Origin of the sequence: Pseudomonas sp. NY15356 (assembly GCF_048068175.1) — a bacterium.
Taxonomy (GTDB): domain Bacteria; phylum Pseudomonadota; class Gammaproteobacteria; order Pseudomonadales; family Pseudomonadaceae; genus Aquipseudomonas; species Aquipseudomonas putida_K.
Genome location: NZ_JBLUPW010000001.1, coordinates 345,060 through 361,278, shown reverse-complemented (window position 1 = coordinate 361,278; position 16,219 = coordinate 345,060). Strand labels below are relative to the sequence as shown.

19 protein-coding genes are annotated in these 16,219 nt (G+C 66.3%); 13 read left to right on the top strand and 6 right to left on the bottom strand.

The window, feature by feature from the left end; genetic code table 11:
* The first annotated feature begins 8 nt into the window (after positions 1 to 8).
* The 12 genes from ACNFCI_RS01645 (at position 9) to ACNFCI_RS01590 (ending at position 9,691) form a co-directional block, all read left to right on the top strand.
* Positions 9 to 494, top strand: coding sequence for a type II secretion system protein N (locus ACNFCI_RS01645; RefSeq protein ID WP_324817454.1), 486 nt, complete (start codon positions 9 to 11; stop codon positions 492 to 494).
* Positions 491 to 2,332 (top strand): type II secretion system secretin GspD, encoded by a 1,842-nt coding sequence (gene gspD, locus ACNFCI_RS01640; RefSeq protein WP_084853855.1) that lies wholly within the window; start codon positions 491 to 493, stop codon positions 2,330 to 2,332. Before ACNFCI_RS01645 ends, gspD begins: the two co-directional genes overlap by 4 nt.
* On the top strand, positions 2,329 to 3,792 hold the full coding sequence (gene gspE / locus ACNFCI_RS01635; protein ID WP_084853857.1) for a type II secretion system ATPase GspE: 1,464 nt from the start codon (positions 2,329 to 2,331) through the stop codon (positions 3,790 to 3,792). The genes gspD and gspE overlap by 4 nt, the downstream gene beginning before the upstream one ends.
* Before the next feature lies 1 nt (position 3,793).
* Positions 3,794 to 4,999 (top strand): type II secretion system inner membrane protein GspF, encoded by a 1,206-nt coding sequence (gene gspF / locus ACNFCI_RS01630; protein ID WP_416767294.1) that lies wholly within the window; start codon positions 3,794 to 3,796, stop codon positions 4,997 to 4,999.
* Between the two features lies 1 nt (position 5,000).
* Entirely contained in the window at positions 5,001 to 5,447 is a 447-nt protein-coding gene (gene gspG / locus ACNFCI_RS01625) for a type II secretion system major pseudopilin GspG (RefSeq protein ID WP_416767292.1), read from the top strand.
* Positions 5,444 to 5,908, top strand: coding sequence for a type II secretion system minor pseudopilin GspH (gene gspH, locus ACNFCI_RS01620; protein WP_324817442.1), 465 nt, complete (start codon positions 5,444 to 5,446; stop codon positions 5,906 to 5,908). Before gspG ends, gspH begins: the two co-directional genes overlap by 4 nt.
* A complete protein-coding gene (gene gspI / locus ACNFCI_RS01615; protein WP_084853863.1) occupies positions 5,886 to 6,269 on the top strand; it encodes a type II secretion system minor pseudopilin GspI in 384 nt (127 codons plus the stop codon). Before gspH ends, gspI begins: the two co-directional genes overlap by 23 nt.
* Positions 6,256 to 6,849 (top strand): type II secretion system minor pseudopilin GspJ, encoded by a 594-nt coding sequence (gspJ, locus tag ACNFCI_RS01610; protein ID WP_084853865.1) that lies wholly within the window; start codon positions 6,256 to 6,258, stop codon positions 6,847 to 6,849. Before gspI ends, gspJ begins: the two co-directional genes overlap by 14 nt.
* Entirely contained in the window at positions 6,846 to 7,703 is an 858-nt protein-coding gene (locus ACNFCI_RS01605; protein ID WP_084853866.1) for a general secretion pathway protein GspK, read from the top strand. The genes gspJ and ACNFCI_RS01605 overlap by 4 nt, the downstream gene beginning before the upstream one ends.
* Positions 7,696 to 8,805, top strand: coding sequence for a type II secretion system protein GspL (gene gspL, locus ACNFCI_RS01600; RefSeq protein WP_416767289.1), 1,110 nt, complete (start codon positions 7,696 to 7,698; stop codon positions 8,803 to 8,805). The genes ACNFCI_RS01605 and gspL overlap by 8 nt, the downstream gene beginning before the upstream one ends.
* Positions 8,802 to 9,272 carry a type II secretion system protein GspM gene (gene gspM, locus ACNFCI_RS01595; protein WP_416767287.1) on the top strand — a complete coding sequence of 157 codons (471 nt, stop codon included), beginning with the start codon at positions 8,802 to 8,804 and terminating at the stop codon, positions 9,270 to 9,272. Before gspL ends, gspM begins: the two co-directional genes overlap by 4 nt.
* 71 nt (positions 9,273 to 9,343) lie before the next feature.
* Entirely contained in the window at positions 9,344 to 9,691 is a 348-nt protein-coding gene (locus tag ACNFCI_RS01590) for a NirD/YgiW/YdeI family stress tolerance protein (protein ID WP_324817429.1), read from the top strand.
* A gap of 125 nt (positions 9,692 to 9,816) precedes the next feature.
* Here ACNFCI_RS01590 and ACNFCI_RS01585 read toward each other — a convergent pair whose 3' ends face one another.
* Positions 9,817 to 11,079: an MFS transporter gene (locus ACNFCI_RS01585; RefSeq protein ID WP_416767284.1), complete on the bottom strand. Its 1,263-nt coding sequence runs from the start codon at positions 11,077 to 11,079 to the stop codon at positions 9,817 to 9,819.
* Positions 11,080 to 11,200: 121 nt separating this feature from the next.
* On the opposite strand from ACNFCI_RS01585, the gene ACNFCI_RS01580 reads away from it, so the two are divergent.
* Positions 11,201 to 12,082 (top strand): LysR substrate-binding domain-containing protein, encoded by an 882-nt coding sequence (locus ACNFCI_RS01580; protein ID WP_368828830.1) that lies wholly within the window; start codon positions 11,201 to 11,203, stop codon positions 12,080 to 12,082.
* 38 nt (positions 12,083 to 12,120) lie between these two features.
* Here ACNFCI_RS01580 and ACNFCI_RS01575 read toward each other — a convergent pair whose 3' ends face one another.
* From ACNFCI_RS01575 to ACNFCI_RS01555, 5 genes are read right to left on the bottom strand one after another with little or no spacing between them, the layout of a single operon-like run.
* Positions 12,121 to 13,356, bottom strand: a complete 1,236-nt coding sequence (locus ACNFCI_RS01575) for a beta-ketoacyl-ACP synthase (RefSeq protein ID WP_416767282.1) — start codon at positions 13,354 to 13,356, stop codon at positions 12,121 to 12,123.
* The gene (fabG, locus tag ACNFCI_RS01570; protein ID WP_416767280.1) at positions 13,356 to 14,084 is read right to left on the bottom strand and encodes a 3-oxoacyl-ACP reductase FabG; all 729 of its coding nucleotides are present in this window, start codon (positions 14,082 to 14,084) and stop codon (positions 13,356 to 13,358) included. Before fabG ends, ACNFCI_RS01575 begins: the two co-directional genes overlap by 1 nt.
* Complete coding sequence (locus ACNFCI_RS01565; protein ID WP_324817096.1) at positions 14,077 to 14,547, bottom strand: hotdog family protein; 471 nt, start codon at positions 14,545 to 14,547, stop codon at positions 14,077 to 14,079. The genes fabG and ACNFCI_RS01565 overlap by 8 nt, the downstream gene beginning before the upstream one ends.
* Complete coding sequence (locus tag ACNFCI_RS01560) at positions 14,544 to 15,737, bottom strand: beta-ketoacyl-[acyl-carrier-protein] synthase family protein (RefSeq protein ID WP_416767278.1); 1,194 nt, start codon at positions 15,735 to 15,737, stop codon at positions 14,544 to 14,546. The genes ACNFCI_RS01565 and ACNFCI_RS01560 overlap by 4 nt, the downstream gene beginning before the upstream one ends.
* Complete coding sequence (locus ACNFCI_RS01555; protein WP_416767276.1) at positions 15,734 to 16,219, bottom strand: hypothetical protein; 486 nt, start codon at positions 16,217 to 16,219, stop codon at positions 15,734 to 15,736. The genes ACNFCI_RS01560 and ACNFCI_RS01555 overlap by 4 nt, the downstream gene beginning before the upstream one ends.

Below are 16,219 nucleotides of genomic sequence, written 5' to 3'. Positions count from 1 at the left end.
AGCTTTCCGTGCACCTGCCCTGGGCTGCGATGGTGCTGGCCACAGGGGCCCTGCTGATATGGCGTGATGCGGCCAACCCGGTGGTGGCAGACGCTGCCGCCCCGGCCGTGCCCGTGGCCCCTGCGTCGGCTGCGCAAAAGCCATTGCCTGTGGCCACCCTGGCCCTGGCGTTCGGCTTCCAGGCACCCGGCCAGCCCCAGTCGAGCCGGTCGGACATCACCCTCAAGGCCACGTTCGTTTCCAGCCAAGGCGATGCCCGCGCGCTGGTCAAAAGCGCCAACGGCGATGCCATCTATCGGGTCGGCGACCGCCTGCCGGGCGGCGGTGTGCTGCGGCGTATCGACGTGCGCTCCATCGTGCTCTGGGTCGGTGGCCGCGAAGAAGCCGTGTCGCTGTCGACCAGCAGTTCTCCTGTATTCCAAGCGACCGGCAGCGCCAAGGGTGCTGCTTCGGTTTCCCCTTCTTCACCCCGCCTGTTGCGGGAGGTGCAATGACTTTCAAGCGATACCTGCGCGCCGCCTCTCTCGGCGCCTGCCTTACCCTGACCTGTTCCCTGGCGCTGGCCGACGAGCCTACCTGGCAGCTGGCGATGAGCGATGCCGACGTGCGCGATGTGGTACGCGAAGTGGGGGCGATACTCGACCAGACGATCATCCTGGACCCGCGCGTACAGGGGCGGATCACTGTCCTGTCCAGCGAGGCGCTCGATCGTGAAGGTATACGCCGGCTGTTCTATTCGGTGCTCAACGCCCAGGGCTTCGCCGCAGTGAACGACGGTGACCGGCTGTTGGTGCTGCCGGCCAGCGAAGCCAAGGCCTGGGCCAACCAGCAGGTCGAGGCCATCCCGGCAGCATTCACGACACGCGTGCTGCCCTTGTCCGGCAGTACCGCATCGGACCTGGCAGGGCTGCTGCGCCCGTTGGTTTCCAGCAATGGCTATATCGGCCCTTCCAGTTCGGCCAATGCCTTGGTGGTCACCGACTCGGCTGCCAACCTGGACCGCCTGGAAGACCTGGTGCTGCAGCTCGACAGCGGCCAGCGGCATGACTATGAACTGGTGACCCTACACAAGGCCCAGGCCAGCGACGTGCTGGCCGTGGTGGAAGGAGCCGCCGGTGGTCCGGAGAGCGGCGTGCGGGTGCTGGCCGACCTGCCAGGCAACCGCCTGCTCATCCTCGGGCCCGCCAAGTCGCGTCAGCGCCTGGCGCAGTTGAGCCGCTCGCTGGATGTCCCTGCGCCTACCGCCTCGCAGAACTGGCGTGTGGTCCGCTTGCAGCACAGCAATGCCGAGCAGTTGGCTGAAGTATTGGGTGATGTAGGCAAGCGCCTGGACGGCAAGCCGACCGGTGACGGCCTTGGCGAGACGCTCAACGGTGAAGCCATGGTCAAGGCCGATGCCAACCAGAACGCCTTGGTGCTGTTGGGCGAACCCCAGACCCTGGGCAGCGTCGAGCAGATCATCGAACAACTGGACCAACCACGGGCCCAGGTGTTGATCCATGCGGCCATCGTCGAAGTCAGCGGTGACATCAACGAGGCCCTCGGCCTGCAATGGGGCATCGACAAGGGCGGCCTGAAGGGTGGCATCACCTTCCCGGACAGCGGCGCTTCGCTGGCCGATCTGCTCGGCGAGGGCAAGTCCATCCCGGCGGGCGCTGCCGTGGCCATCGGCTCGGATCGCTTCGGCCTGCTGGTGTCGGCCCTGGCCAGCAATACCCGCAGCAACCTGCTGTCCACCCCCAGTCTGCTGACCCTCGACAACCAAGAAGCGCAGATCCTCGTCGGCCAGAACGTGCCGTTCAAGACCGGCTCCTATACCACCACCGGCAGTGGCGCGGACAACCCGTTCACCACCGTCGAGCGCAAGGACATCGGTATCAGCCTGAAGGTACGTCCGCACATCAACGAAGGCCGGACCTTGCGCCTCGAGGTCGAACAGGAAAGCTCGGAGCTCGCCCCCAGCACGCTGGAAAACGATCTGATCACCAACAAGCGCACGCTCAAGAGCACCATCCTCGCCGCGGATGGCGAGATCATCGTGATCGGTGGCCTGATCAAGGACAGCGTACGGAAAGAGCAGCGTGGTGTACCGTTGCTCAGCCGCATCCCCTGGGTGGGTGGCCTGTTCCGCTGGAACCGGGATGTCCAGGAAAAGACCAACCTGATGGTCTTCCTGCGCCCCACCATCCTGCGTAGCCAGGCCGAGCTGGTCCAGGCAGGACGACGCGCCTACGAAAACGTTCGTGCAGTGGACGACTCGGTGCTGCCGGAGGACGCCCAGAAGCTGTTCGAAGCCCAGCGCCTGCCTGACAACCAAGGCGGCCGTCGATGACTGCCAGCCTGCCGTTCAGCTTCGCCCGGCGCCACGGCATCCTGCTCGACCAGCAGGCGGACGAACCTGCCTTGCTGATGCGCGAGGATGCATCGCTGGCCGCCATGGCCGAGGCCTGCCGCTTGGTGGGCAGTGCCTGGCTGCTGCGCCAGGTGGATGACGCCTGCTTTGCCGAGCGCCTGGCCAGCTGCTATGGCGGCAGCCAGGACGCGGCGCAGGCGGTGGTCCAGGGCCTGGACCAGGAAATCGACCTATCCCGCCTGGCCGAAGCCTTGCCGCAGACCTGCGACCTGCTCGACCAACAGGACGATGCGCCGATCATTCGCCTGCTCAATGCCCTGCTCAGCGAGGCCGTCCGCTCCAGGGCTTCGGATATCCACCTGGAAACCTTCGAGCAGCAGCTGCGGGTGCGCATGCGTATCGATGGCGTGATGCGCGAAGTGCTGGCGCCGCCGCGGGAGCTTTCCGCCTTGCTGGTTTCCCGTATCAAGGTCATGGCGCGCCTGGACATTGCCGAGAAACGCGTGCCCCAGGATGGCCGGATCAGCCTGCGCCTGGCCGGTCATGAGGTCGATGTGCGGGTCTCGACCCTGCCGGCGGCCCATGGTGAACGGGTGGTACTGCGCCTGCTGGACAAGCAGGCGGTGCGCCTGGATATCGACCATATGCAAATGGCAGGTTCGGTGCGCACGGGCTTCTTGCGCATGCTGGAAAAACCCCACGGTATCTTCCTGGTCACCGGCCCTACCGGCTCCGGCAAGACCACCACGCTGTACACGGCGCTGTCCTACCTCAACCAGGTATCGCGCAACATCCTCACGGTGGAAGACCCGATCGAATACCACCTGCCCGGCATCGGCCAGACCCAGGTCAACACCAAGGTCGACATGACCTTCGCCCGGGGCCTGCGCGCCATCCTGCGCCAGGACCCGGACGTGGTCATGGTCGGCGAGATCCGCGACCGGGAAACCGCCGACATCGCCGTCCAGGCCTCGCTGACCGGGCACCTGGTGCTATCCACCCTGCACACCAACAGCGCGTTGGGCGCCATCACGCGCCTGGCGGACATGGGCATCGACACCTGCCTGCTCGCCTCGTCGCTGGCCGGGGTCATGGCCCAGCGCCTGGTGCGCAGGCTCTGCCCGCACTGCAAGGTCGCCTGCGAGGTGGACGATGCCATTGCCAGCGCGCTGGGGCACCCCGCCGAACGGCCAGCGGTGGTCTACAAGGCCCAAGGGTGTGGCGAATGCCAGCAGGGTTACAGCGGCCGACTGGCCTTGCATGAAATGGTGGTGGTCGAGCCGCCGCTGGCGCAGGCGATCCATACGCGCGCGTCCCAGGCACAGATGCTGGAGCTGATCCGCCAGGACACGCCGAGCCTGTTCCAGCATGGCGTCGAGCGTATCCGCCAAGGGCAGACCAGCGTGGAAGAACTGCTACGCGTGACGGGGCACGACTGATATGGCGTTGTTTCGCTACCAGGCCCAGGACGCCCAGGGCGCGCGCCAGCGGGGCACACTGGAAGCGCCGGGTGCGCGCCAGGCCCGGCAGGCCCTGCGCGACCAGGGGCTGCTGGTGCTGCAGGTCGAACCTGTACGGGAATCGCCGCTCAATGGCTTGCTGACGCGCAACCACCTGAGCCTTGCCCGGCGCTCGCTTCTGACCCGGCAACTGGCGACCTTGCTGCATGCGGGCGTGCCGCTGACCGAAGCCTTGCAGGCAGTCGCTGCGCAAACCACTCAACGCCAGGTGCGGCAGGTGCTGCGCGGCGTGGCTGAGCGCGTCGCCGAAGGCCACGCCCTGGCGCAAGCGCTTGGGGCTTATCCACAGGCGTTTCCCATGGTCTACCGGGCCACCGTCGCTGCGGCGGAACGCTCGGGGCACCTGGCCGGGGTACTCGACCGCCTGGCCGAACATGGCGAGAACCAGCAGGCCCTGCGCCAGAAAGTCCAGCTGGCGATGGTGTACCCGGTGATCCTGCTGGTGGTCTCGTTGCTGGTGGTGGGCTTCCTGCTGGGCTATGTGGTGCCGGATGTCGTGCAGGCGTTCTCCCGGGACCAGGCCCAACTACCCATGGCGACCCAGGTACTGATTGCGCTCAGCGACGCCACCCACCGCTATGGGGTAGTGGGCGTTGCGGCCCTGGCGGCAGCGGCTGCGGCGGTGTACTGGGGCTTGCGTCATCCCGCCCGGCGCCGGAAATGGCAGGGTGTGTCGTTGCGCCTGCCGGCATACGGCGAGTTCGTTCGCGCCAGTGAAGCGGCGCGTTTCATCAGCACCTTGGCGATCCTCGGCCGCAGCGGTGTCGCCCTGGTCGAAGCCATGCACATCGGTGCCGGGGTCATCGGCAACCTGATACTGCGCGAGCGCTTGCTGCAAGCCGCCCGCGAGCTTGGCGAAGGCGCCACGCTGGCCAACTGCCTGGCGCGCAGCGAGACCTTGCCGCCCCTGATGCTGCACATGATCGCCAGCGGCGAGCGCGCCGGTGAGCTGGACACGATGCTCGAACGTGCCGCCGACCTTCAAGGCAAGCAGCTGGCGGGGCGGATATCCCTGCTGGTGAGCCTTTGCGAACCCCTGATGCTGCTGGTGATGGGCGGCATCGTGTTGTTCATCGTGCTCGCCATCCTGTTGCCGATCCTCAACCTCAACCAACTGGTCAATTGATATGTCCATTCGTTCCGCGCGCCGCGCACAACGCGGCTTCACCCTTATCGAAATCATGGTGGTGGTCATCATCCTTGGCGTGCTGGGCGCGCTGGTGCTGCCCAACGTGATGAGCCGTCCGGACCACGCCAAGCTCACTGCGGCCCGTACCGACATCCAGTCGATTTCCACCGCCCTGGAAATCTACCGGCTGGACAACGGCCGCTACCCAAGCACTGCCCAGGGTCTCGACGCCCTGGTCAAACGTCCCACCGTGGCGCCGTTGCCGCGTCAGTGGAATGCCCAGGGCTACCTCAAGAGCACGCCTACCGACCCGTGGGGCTCGCCTTACCAGTACACGAGCCCCGGTACGCATTCGAGCCAGGGTTACGACCTTTATTCCCTGGGCGCCGATGGCCAACCAGGTGGCGAGGGCATGGATGCCGATATCGGTAACTGGCTCGAATGACAGGGTGCCGCTCCCGGGGCTTCACCCTGTTGGAACTGCTGGTGGTCATCGCGTTGCTGGGCATCGTCATGGCCATGGCAGGGCTGACGTTCGGGCGTGACCCACAGCGTGTGGCCAGGCAGGAGGCCGGTCTATTCCTGCAGATGCTGCAGCATGCGCGGCAACAGGCGGTGCTGGAGGGGCGTGCACTGGGCATTCGCGTCGACACCCAGGGCTATCGCTTGCTCAAGGCGGCCGGGCAAGGCTGGGAGCCTGCAGGCCCGCCGCGAGCTCTCGAACTGGAGCTGCGCCTGGAGATCGACGGGGTGCCTGTATCGACTTCCCCACGCGGCAACGCACCGCAATTACTGATGTACGGCAACGACGAACACACCCCTTTCTCGTTGTATTTCATGGCGCCGGACAGACGCCTGGCCAGGGTGTCGAGCGATGGGCTCAATGATCCGAAACTCACGCCGTGAGCGCGGCTTCACCTTGCTGGAGGTCTTGGTTGCGCTGGCGATCTTCGCGGTTCTGGCAGTGGCGGTGAGCTCGGCTTTCCGGCATGTCCTGATGCAGTCCCAGGGCTTGCAGGACCGCCTGTTCGCCAGCTGGATCGCCGACAACCACCTGGTCGAACTGCGCCTGCAGCCGAGACGTGGCGACGGGCAGCGCCCCATGGAAGTGTCTTTCGACCAACGACGCTGGACAGTGGCTCAAGAGCGCCGTCGCCTGGGGGACCGGGGCTTGGTCGAAGTGGTCGTGCGGGTCGGCCTGGCAGCGGACCGCCAGGTGCTGCACCAGGCCACCGGTTGGCTGGAGGACGTCGATGGGGCGAAGTGATCGTGGCCGCAAGCGTCGTCAGCGGGGCTTCACCTTGATCGAGCTGCTGTTGGCCATCGCCCTATTTGCATTGTTGGCGGTTGGGACCGCGCGCTTGCTCGACGTGTTGGTCCGAGCCGATGGCAAGCGCCAGGAGCAGGCCGAAGACCTGCGCGCCTTGGGCAGGGCGATGAGCCTGATCCAGCGGGATGCGTTGCACGGCTATCTCCCTGCGAGCCTGAAACAGCGTGGTTTTGGCGTCATGCTGGAGCAGCAGCGCATGGCATGGTGGATTGCAGGTGTGCAGGACAGCCAGCCCTTGCCGCGCAGCGAACTGCGGCTGGTCAACTACTGGTTGAAGGATGGCGTGCTATGGCGTCAGCGCCATACGCTGGAGCACGGCCAGAGTGCGCCCCAGCGCTTGCTCGATGGCGTCGTCGAGCTGCGTTGGCGCTTGTATGTGCCGGATGTCGGGTGGCAGGCACATTGGCCGATCGTCCAACGTCGGCCGGCGCCGCCGCAGGCGTTGGAGATCATTCTGTCCACCAAGCGGTTTCAACAGATACGGCGTGTATTTCCCTTGGCCGGGGCCAGCCAATGAAGCGCAGGCGACAAGAGGGGCTGGCCCTGGTCACGGTGCTGTTGATCATGGCGCTGCTGTCGCTGCTGGTCGCCGGCATGCTGCGCAGCCATCAGTTGCTATTGGGGGGCGTTACCCAGCAGATGGAGGCCACGCGACTGCTGCAGTTGGCCCAGGGCGCGGAGCGCAGGGTTCTGCTGCAGCTGCGTCAGCAGGTGGGCGAGGTCGTGCAGGTCGCCCACGGCGGTCAGCAATGGGCCCGCGTCCAATCGCTGTCACTGGGTGAGGGGCGGGTTCGCACGCAGCTTTCGGACCTGTCGGCGCGTTTCAACCTGGGGGCATTGCTGGCGGGCAAGACCCCCGACCCGATACTGCTCGAACGCTGGGAGCGCCTCTGCCAGTCGTTGCAGATAGAGCCCCCTGAGCTGGACAACCTGGTCGGGCAGCCGCTGCTGGACCCAACGCAACTTCGCGCGTTGCCGGGCGTGTCCGCCGAGGTGATGGACCGCCTGAGGCCCTGGGTCGTTGCGTTGCCCAAGGAAGCCCGGCTCAACATCAATACCGCCCCGGCACAGGTCTTGGCTGCGCTGGAGGGGCTGTCGCCGGCGGTTGCGCGTCAGTTGGTGGCTGAACGGCCCGAGCAGGGCTACACCCGGGTCGACCAATTCCTGGCCCTGCCACAGGTGGATGGCCTCGGCATCACCAGCCGTGGGCTGACGGTGAGCAGCCAGTGGTTTCGTCTCGAAGTGCAGGTGGAGCTCGGTGGCAGGCGGATGTACCTGTACAGCGACCTGGAAATCGATCTGAACACGCACCGGGTTCGTGTGGTGCGACGTGTGTTTTCTGCAACGCGGGAGCAAATGCCGGATGAGTGACAATTGGTTGTACCTGCTGCCCGCAGGAACAGGGGCGATCGATACGCAGTGGCCTGTGTGGGTGCGAACAGCCGCTGGCCAGCTGCACCGCATCTGCATGGGTGAAGCGGCGTCGATCCTGGGCGGCGCGGCAGTGGTAGTGGTGCCGATGGAAATGGTCGGCAGCTGCGAAGTCGGCCCGCTGCCAGGCCGGCGGCCCAAGCCTGATACCTTGGCCTTCGCCGTCGAGGATCAGCTGGCAGCACCGCTGGAGAGCGTGCACTTGGCCTTCGGCCCTGCGAATGAGCAGGGGCATCGTCGGGGGCTTGTGATTGACCGAGCGGCCATGGACAGCCTGCTGGCCCTGCTGCAGGCACAGGGAATCGAACCGCTTGCCCTGCATGTCGATGCCGACCTGCTGTGTGGCGAACCCGCGTGCGCGTTGTGGGTCGAGGGGCGTTGGTTGATCGGCGGTGCCGGGGCGCTACGGCTGGCTGCTGCCCCCCAGGTCGCCGAGGTGCTGGCGCAACAGCTGCCGGCCATGGCGTGGCTGGCCGAAGCGCAGCCTACAGGGCGTGCCCTGCGAACCCAATCGGTCCCCTGTGCCTTCGATACGCTCAGGCAAGGCCGCGGGCAGGCCATCGACCTGCTTCAGGGCGCCTATCGACGGCGCCGTGCGAGCGTGCCCTGGCGTGCCCTGGCGGTTGGGGTGGTGATGGCGTTCGCGATGGTATGCGTGGCCGATTACCTGCGAGCAGGTTGGCTGCTGCGGCGTACGGCGCAGCTGCAGGCGGAAAGTCGTCAGGCCTTTCAACGTTGGGCGCCCGGGCAGCCTGTCAGCGCGGATCTCGCCAGCCAGATACGAGCGCTCGAATACCGCCCGCAACCGACAACGGCCATAGAAGGGCTGGCGTCGCTCGGCGAGCAGTTGGTCGAAACCGGGAACGTAACCGTTACCCAGGCGACGCTGAGCGCCGCCGAAGGCTGGCGCGTGGAGGTGCTGGCGCAAGGGTTCGAAGACCTCGAGCGCCTTCGCCAACGCGTACCGGAGGTATCGATGGATCAGGCCCGCCAGGACGAACAGGGTGTGCGGGCCACGCTGACCTGGAGGGCCGCACGATGATGCAATGGCGCGAACATGCCTTGGTGCGCCAATGGCGACAGATACCGGGCGAGCGACGGATGGCGATCGTCATCGCCCTATGGGCGTTGGCCTTGGTTGCGTTGTGGCAGCTGGCCTGGGTACCAGGCCAGGCACGTCTGCAGCAGGCTGAGCTGGCATTGGCCCGAGAGCAGGCGCTGGCCGCCCATCTGCAGCGGGTATCGGCCGGGCCAGCCCGGAAGCAGGAGGCCGTCCAGGCGTTGACACCGGCCAGGCTGAGCGAGCGTGCCCAGGCGGCGGGCGTGCGCATCACCGGCCTCGAGACCAGGGCGCAGCAGGTCGAGGTCAGCCTCGAGGGCTCGCCTGCGTTGATGTTCGCGTGGTTGCATTCGCTGGAGCACGAAGGGGGGCGCGTGCGGGAGATGCAGCTGCAGGTCGTTGGCGAGCAGCTTCAGGCGAGGGTCGGCCTGGAGCTGGAGGAGTCGTAAGGCTGATTAAGCTTCGCTTCAGCCTGCTTCGGTAGGCTGTTCCCATCGAAACCGAAACAGGACCTGACACCATGAAAACCCGTTACCTCGCCCTGATCCTCGCCCCATTGTTCAGCACTGCCGCCCTGGCGGCCGGCTACACCGGCCCCGGCGCCCAGTCGGTGACCACCGTCGCCGCCGCCAACGACGCCGCCGACGATACGCCGGTGGTGCTGCAAGGCTTCGTGACCAAGAAGATCAACAACGACGACAAGTACGAGTTCAAGGACAACACCGGCACCATCACCGTCGAGATCGATGACGAAGACCTGCCGCAGACGCCGTTCAACGACAAGACCAAGGTCAAGCTCACCGGCGAGGTGGAGAAGCACCTGATGAGCCGTGAAGTGGACGTGGATATCGTCGAGATCGTCAACTGACGAAACGGCGCAACCCTGGAGCGGCCTTGTGCCGCGAAAGGGCCGCAAAGCGGCCCCAACGGTATCTGCGACAACGCTGAAACCCTGGGGCCGCTATGCGGCCCTTTCGCGGCACAAGGCCGCTCCTACATCGATGGTGTGGAAGACTTCGGTGGCAACCTGCTCAGGTGCAACGCCACCAGCAACGCCACCGCCAGCAGGCTGCCGATGAACAACCCGATGCCGTTCCATCCGGCCTGGTGCCAGAACACCCCACCCGCCGTCCCGGCCACGCTGGAGCCTGCGTAATAGCAGAACAGGTACAGCGACGATGCCTGCCCCTTGGCCTTCAATGCCCGGCGCCCGATCCAGCTGCTGGCTACCGAGTGTGCGCCGAAGAAGCCGAAGGTGAATACCAGCATGCCCAGGATCACCATCGTGAGCGGGTTGGCCAAGGTCAGCAACAGGCCGCCGGCCATCACCAGGATGCTCGCCCAGAACACCTTGCGCCGGCCCAGTTTGTCCGCCAGCGCGCCGACCTGGGCGGAGCTGTAGATGCCCGACAGGTACACCACCGACAGCAGGCCCACCAAGGCCTGGTTCATGTGGTAGGGCCCTGCCAGCAGGCGATAGCCGATGTAGTTGAACAAGGTGACGAAGGCGCCCATCAGCAGGAAGGCCTCGAGGAACAGCCAGGGCAGGCCGGCATCACGAAAATGCATGGCGAAGCCATCCAGCAGGCTGCGAGGGTTCATGGGCTGGGGGCGGAAATTGCGGGATTCGGGCAGCACCTTCCAGAACACCAACGCCGCCACCAGGGCCAGGCCGCCGATGGCCAGCATCGCGGTGTGCCAGCTGACGAAGTCGATCAGCACGCCGCTGATCAGGCGCCCGCTCATGCCGCCGATGGCATTGCCACCGATGTACAGGCCCATGGCCAGGCCGATGTGCTGTGGATGGATTTCTTCGCTCAGGTAGGTCATGGCCACGGCGGCCAGGCCACTCAAGGCCAGCCCCACCAGTGCCCGGGTGGCCAGTACCAGCTCCCAGGTCGGCATCACCGCGCTGGCCAAGGTTGCCAGCGCGGCGCAGAGCAAGGCGCAGACCATGACCGGCTTGCGGCCGATACGGTCGGAAATCGGCCCGGTGACCAGCAAGCCGAAGGCCAGCATGGCGGTGGATACCGAAAGCACCAGGCTGCTCTGCGCGGCGTTGATGGAGAACTCCTGCGACAGCAAGGGCATCATCGGCTGTACGCAATACAACAGGGCGAAGGTGGCGAAGCCGCCGCTGAACAGCGCCAGCACGGTCTTGATGAAGGCGGGCGTGCCTTTTTCGATCCAGACGTCGTGACGGGCCGGCGTGGCAGGCTCGGGGTCGAGGGAAAGCGGGGCGACGACGGATTTCACGGAGAGTACCTCGGGCGCTGGGCCGGTGTTGCGTTGCAAAAAATCATATAGCTGACTAATGAATACATCCAATATATTGTTCGACCTGTTTAAGACGTTCTGCGACTTGTTCGGAGGAGCCATGGAATTGCGTCATCTGCGGTATTTCATCGCTGTGGCCGAAGAACTGCACTTCGGTCGTGCTGCCCAGCAGCTGGGCATTTCGCAACCGCCATTGAGTCAGCAGATCCAGGCCCTGGAGCAGGAACTGGGCGCGCGCCTGTTCGAGCGCACCAACCGCCGGGTCGAGCTGAGCGAGGCCGGGCGTCTGTTCCTCGAAGAAGCGCGCCAGGTCCTGGCCCAGGTGGAAAAGGCCGCGGATGTTGCCCGGCGTGCGCAATTGGGTGAGCTGGGCGAGATGAAGATCGGCTTCACCTCTTCGGCGCCGTTCACGTCGAGGATCCCCAAGGCGCTGCATGCCTTTCGCCAGCGCTTTCCCGCGGTGCACCTGAACCTGCGCGAGATGAGCAGCCGTGACGTGGCCGATGCGGTGTTCGACGAAACCATCGAGGTCGGCCTGATGCGCCCGATGGCATTGCCCGAAGGGCTGGTAGCCACCGAACTGTTCAGCGAGCCGCTGGTAGCGGTGATCCATGCCTCCCATCCCCTGGCCCAGGGCAGCGAACAGGGTGTGTACATGCAGGCCCTGGCCAATGAGCCCTTCGTGTTCTTTCCGCGCAGCTACGGCAGCGGGTTGCATGCGCAGTTGCTGAGCCTGGCGCGCCAGGCCGGGTTCAGCCCGCATTTCGCCCAGGAAGCGGGCGAGGCGATGACCATCATCGGCCTGGTGTCGGCGGGGTTGGGCGTGTCGGTGCTGCCGGCCTCGTTCCAGCGCATGCGTATCGATGGCGTGGTGTACCGGACCCTGCTGGATGAGGGCGCGACGACCGCGGTATGGCTGGTTCAGCGGCAGGCGGCAGGTTCGGCCATGGCCAGGGCGTTTGCCGAATTGTTGACCCGGTAGAGCACTGGTGTTCGCCGCTGCGCTTCAAGTGAACAGTACTAGCCTGCGACCGGCCAGCGTCGGAACACCAACGAGGTGTTCACCCCGCCAAAGGCGAAGTTGTTGTTCATCACATGCTCATGCTGCATGGCCCGGAACCCGCCACGCAGGTAGTCCAGCTCGCCGCAACGGGGGTCGATGTGGTCGAGGTTCAGGGTATGCACGTATTGGTCGCGGTTCATCATCTCGATGCTGAACCAGGACTCCAGCGCCCCGCAGGCCCCCAGGGTATGGCCGAGGAAGCTCTTCTGCGAACTGATCGGCATACGCGGGCCGAACAGCTCGTGGGTGGCCAGCGTCTCGGCGATGTCGCCTTGCTCGGTGGCGGTGCCATGGCCATTGACGTAGCCGATGGCCTCGGGCCCAAGGTCGGCGTCTTCCAGCGCCAACTCCATGGCCCGGCGCATGGTGGCCTGTTCGGGGCGGGTGATGTGCTGGCCGTCGGCGTTGCTGCCGAAACCGACGATCTCGGCATGGATACGAGCGCCCCGAGCCAGGGCGTGCTGCAACTCCTCGAGCACCAGCATGCCGGCGCCTTCGCCCACCACCAGGCCATCCCGTGCGCTGTCGTAGGGCCGTGGGGTCAGGGACGGGGTGTCGTTCTTCAGGCTGGTGGCGTACAGCGCGTCGAAGACCATGGCCTCGCTGGGGCACAGTTCCTCGGCGCCGCCGGCGAGCATCAGCGGCAGGCGCCCGTACTTGATCGCCTCGTACGCATAGCCGATACCCTGGCTGCCGCTGGTGCAGGCACTGGAGGTAGGGATCAGGCGCCCGGTAAGGCCGAAGAAAATGCTGATGTTGGCCGCGGTGGTGTGCGGCATCATGCGTACGTAGGAGTTGGCGTTCAGGCCATCGGCCTTGGAATTGAGCAGCATGTTGCCGAAGGCCTTGATCTCTTCGGTGCTGCCGATCGACGAGCCGCAGGCGACCCCCATGCGGCCGTCACGGATGCTCGGGTCGTCGAGCAGCCCGGCGTCGAGCAATGCCTGTTCGGCAGCCGCCACTGCCAGGCGGCTCACCCGGCCCATGCTGCGCAGCTGCTTGCGGGTCCAGTGCGCGGGCACCTGGAAGCCGTCCACGGGCCCGGCCAGGCGGGTATTGAGCTCCTCGAAGCGGTCCCATTCGTCCATGCGTCGGATCCCGCTGCGGTTGGCGGCGAACTGCGCAGCGATGCTCGTCCAGTCGTTGCCCAGGGCAGTGATGCCGGCCATGCCGGTGACCACGACACGGCGCATCAGCACAGCCCTCCGTTGACCGCCAGGACCTGGCGGGTGATGTAGGCGGCCTCGTCCGACATCAGGAAGTTCACCGCGCCCGCCACTTCCTCGGGCGTGCCCATGCGTTGCGCCGGGATCATCTTCAGCAGCTCCTCCACCGGCACCTGTTCGTCGAGCATGGCGGTATCGATCAGGCCCGGCGCCACGCAGTTGACCGTGATGCGGCGCTTGCCCAGCTCGATGGCCAGCGCCTTCGCCGCACCGATCAGGCCGGCCTTGGAAGCGCTGTAGTTGACCTGGCCACGGTTGCCGATCAGGCCGGACACCGAGGTGATGCAGACGATCCGGCCAGGGGCACGGCGGCGGATCATCGGCATGATCAGCGGGTGCAGCACGTTGTAGAAGCCGTCGAGGTTGGTGCGCATGACGGTATCCCAGTCGTCCTCGGTCAGCGCCGGGAAGGCGCCGTCACGGGTCAGCCCGGCGTTGCACACCACGCCGTAATAGGCACCATGGGCTTCGACATCGGCCTCGAGCGCCGCGGCACAGCCGCCTCGGTCGGCCACATCGAACTGCAGGACCCGCGCCTGGCGGCCCAGGGCACGGACTTCGCCGGCGACCGCTTCGGCCTCGTCTCGCGCGCTGCGGCAATGCAGGGCCAGGTCGAAGCCGGCGCGGGCCAGGCGCAGGGCGATGGCGCGCCCGATCCCTCGGCTGGAACCGGTGACCAGGATGGTGTCAGTCATGCTGCGACTCCTCCGGGCCCGCCTCGGCCAGATAGCTGGCGGCTTGCGGCGGGCGGTAGACATTCAGGCGGGCGCTGGCATCTATGCCTTCGCCGCGCAGGTGGCATTCGAACACGCCCATGCCGTTTTCGTCCTCGAGCGAACGCAGGGCATGGATGTGCAACTGCGCACCGGCGGGAAACGCCTCGACATTGCATTCGAACTTGCGCGTGCCGAGCAAAAAGCCCATTTCCACAGGGCGCCCCTGGCGACGCGCCTGGCAGCCGGCATAGGCTGCCACGCTCTGGGCCATCAGTTCCAGGCCAAGCCAGGCGGGCAGGCTGCCGTCGGCCCGGTTGAACTGGCCATCGGGGCGAACCGTCGTGCAGGTGTGGATCTGCTCGTCGTCGCAGCTGTCGATGCGCTCGATGAGGATCATGTCCCCGGCGTGGGGCAGCAGTTCGGCCAAGGGCCAAGTGATCATGGGGCATCTCCGAGAATCAGGCTGACATTGTTGCCACCGAAGGCGAACGAATTGCTCATCAGCCGGCGTGGCCCGTGCGCTGGCAGGCGCTGGCGGCCATCGACCAGGTTCAGGCCCGGCAAGCCCGGGTCGGGCTGGCCATCCCAGCAATGGGGTGGCAACAGGCCCTGCGGGTTGTGCCGGCTCAGGCTCAGCCAGCAGAACGCGGCTTCCAGCGCGCCGGCAGCCCCCAGGGTATGGCCGGTCATGGGCTTGCTGGACGAGCAGGGCAACTGGCCGCCGAACAGGCTGTGCACGGCCAGGCATTCCATGGCGTCGTTGTGCACGGTGGCGGTGCCATGCAAGTTCAGGTAATCGACCTGCCCTGGCGTCAGGCATGCATTGTCCAGTGCTTTGCGCATGGCCTGCAAGGCGCCCTTGCCGCTGGGGTCCGGTGCCGAGATATGGAACGCATCGGAACTGGCGCCGGCGCCGAGCAGGGCGATGCCGTGCCCGTCGGGTGTCGCTTGGCGGGTCATCAGGAACAGGGCAGCCCCTTCGCCGATGTTGATACCGTCGCGGTTGGCCGAGAGCGGGTTGCAGCGCTGCTCACTGACGGCCTCCAGGGCGGTGAAGCCATTGAGCGTCAGGCTGCAGAGGCTGTCCACGCCACCGCACAGCACGGCATCGCACAGGCCCAGGTCGAGCAGGCGCCGTGCGCTGAGCAGCGCGCGGCCGCTGGAGGTGCAAGCGGTGGACAACACGTAGGCAGGCCCTTGCAGGCCCAGCCAGGCTGCCAGGAAGTTCGCCGGCGCGCTGAGTTCCTGCTGGTCGTAGCGGTAGTCGGCTGGGAAGCGGCCCGCCTGGAGGTAATGGGCGATGCCGGTGGTGGCTTCGGCGATCCCCGAGGTGCTGGTGCCCAGCACTACGCCGACCCGTTGCGGGCCGTGGCGCTCGAGGGCTTGCCGGATAGCCGGTTCGATCTGCAAGGCGGCGGCCAGCAGCAGCCGGTTGTTGCGGCTCTGGTGGTCGGGCAGCGGCAGCTCGGGCAGTGGCCCGGTCACGGCACCTACCGGCAGGCCGCGCCCGGGCACCCAGCCGTCCTGCAGCTGCATGCCGGAGCAGTCGCCGGCAAAGAGCCGGCGGGCCACGTCGGCCTGGCCGTGCCCGAGGGCACAGACCAGGCCCAGGGCGTCGAGGAAGGCGGTCATGGTGCGTTCTCGCTGGGCAAGGGGGAAATGTAGTAGCGCAGGCCTTGATCGAGGGCCAGGGTGAAGTCGTCGGCAGTGCGATAGGTGACGCGCCAGCGGCCTGGCAGGCGACGTTGCTGGTCGTGGCCGATGGCCCGGGGATAAAGCCGGGACAGTTGGGTCTCTGGGGTCAGGGCGAACAGCATGGCGGCGAACAGCTCGCGGGCGGCAGGGTTCGGCGGCAGCAGGCCGTCGGCTTGCCACTGCTGGCCTTCGAGCAACTGGCGTGCCTGGGGAACGCCCAGCAGGTCCAGCAGCGACCAGCGCAGATGGCCGTCTTCACGCTGGATCACCAGCAACCAGTCCTGGCGTTGGCCGCCTTGTTCCTGCTGCACATGGAACTGGCGCGGCAGATCGAGCGGGGGCAGTTGCTCGGGCAGGGGTGGCTGCCAGGCGCAGGCACCGAGCAGCAACAGCATCATCACGGTCAACAGGTGTTTCAT

Excerpts from the sequence above, each read along its gene's own strand:
- gspD (WP_084853855.1), top strand. The coding sequence starts at position 491 with ATGACTTTCAAGCGATACCTGCGCGCCGCCTCTCTCGGCGCCTGCCTT.
- gspE (WP_084853857.1), top strand. The coding sequence starts at position 2,329 with ATGACTGCCAGCCTGCCGTTCAGCTTCGCCCGGCGCCACGGCATCCTG.
- gspF (WP_416767294.1), top strand. The coding sequence starts at position 3,794 with ATGGCGTTGTTTCGCTACCAGGCCCAGGACGCCCAGGGCGCGCGCCAG.
- gspG (WP_416767292.1), top strand. The coding sequence starts at position 5,001 with ATGTCCATTCGTTCCGCGCGCCGCGCACAACGCGGCTTCACCCTTATC.
- gspH (WP_324817442.1), top strand. The coding sequence starts at position 5,444 with ATGACAGGGTGCCGCTCCCGGGGCTTCACCCTGTTGGAACTGCTGGTG.
- gspI (WP_084853863.1), top strand. The coding sequence starts at position 5,886 with ATGATCCGAAACTCACGCCGTGAGCGCGGCTTCACCTTGCTGGAGGTC.
- gspJ (WP_084853865.1), top strand. The coding sequence starts at position 6,256 with ATGGGGCGAAGTGATCGTGGCCGCAAGCGTCGTCAGCGGGGCTTCACC.
- ACNFCI_RS01605 (WP_084853866.1), top strand. The coding sequence starts at position 6,846 with ATGAAGCGCAGGCGACAAGAGGGGCTGGCCCTGGTCACGGTGCTGTTG.
- gspL (WP_416767289.1), top strand. The coding sequence starts at position 7,696 with ATGAGTGACAATTGGTTGTACCTGCTGCCCGCAGGAACAGGGGCGATC.
- gspM (WP_416767287.1), top strand. The coding sequence starts at position 8,802 with ATGATGCAATGGCGCGAACATGCCTTGGTGCGCCAATGGCGACAGATA.
- ACNFCI_RS01590 (WP_324817429.1), top strand. The coding sequence starts at position 9,344 with ATGAAAACCCGTTACCTCGCCCTGATCCTCGCCCCATTGTTCAGCACT.
- ACNFCI_RS01580 (WP_368828830.1), top strand. The coding sequence starts at position 11,201 with ATGGAATTGCGTCATCTGCGGTATTTCATCGCTGTGGCCGAAGAACTG.
- ACNFCI_RS01575 (WP_416767282.1), bottom strand. The coding sequence starts at position 13,356 with ATGCGCCGTGTCGTGGTCACCGGCATGGCCGGCATCACTGCCCTGGGC.
- fabG (WP_416767280.1), bottom strand. The coding sequence starts at position 14,084 with ATGACTGACACCATCCTGGTCACCGGTTCCAGCCGAGGGATCGGGCGC.
- ACNFCI_RS01565 (WP_324817096.1), bottom strand. The coding sequence starts at position 14,547 with ATGATCACTTGGCCCTTGGCCGAACTGCTGCCCCACGCCGGGGACATG.
- ACNFCI_RS01560 (WP_416767278.1), bottom strand. The coding sequence starts at position 15,737 with ATGACCGCCTTCCTCGACGCCCTGGGCCTGGTCTGTGCCCTCGGGCAC.
- ACNFCI_RS01555 (WP_416767276.1), bottom strand. The coding sequence starts at position 16,219 with ATGAAACACCTGTTGACCGTGATGATGCTGTTGCTGCTCGGTGCCTGC.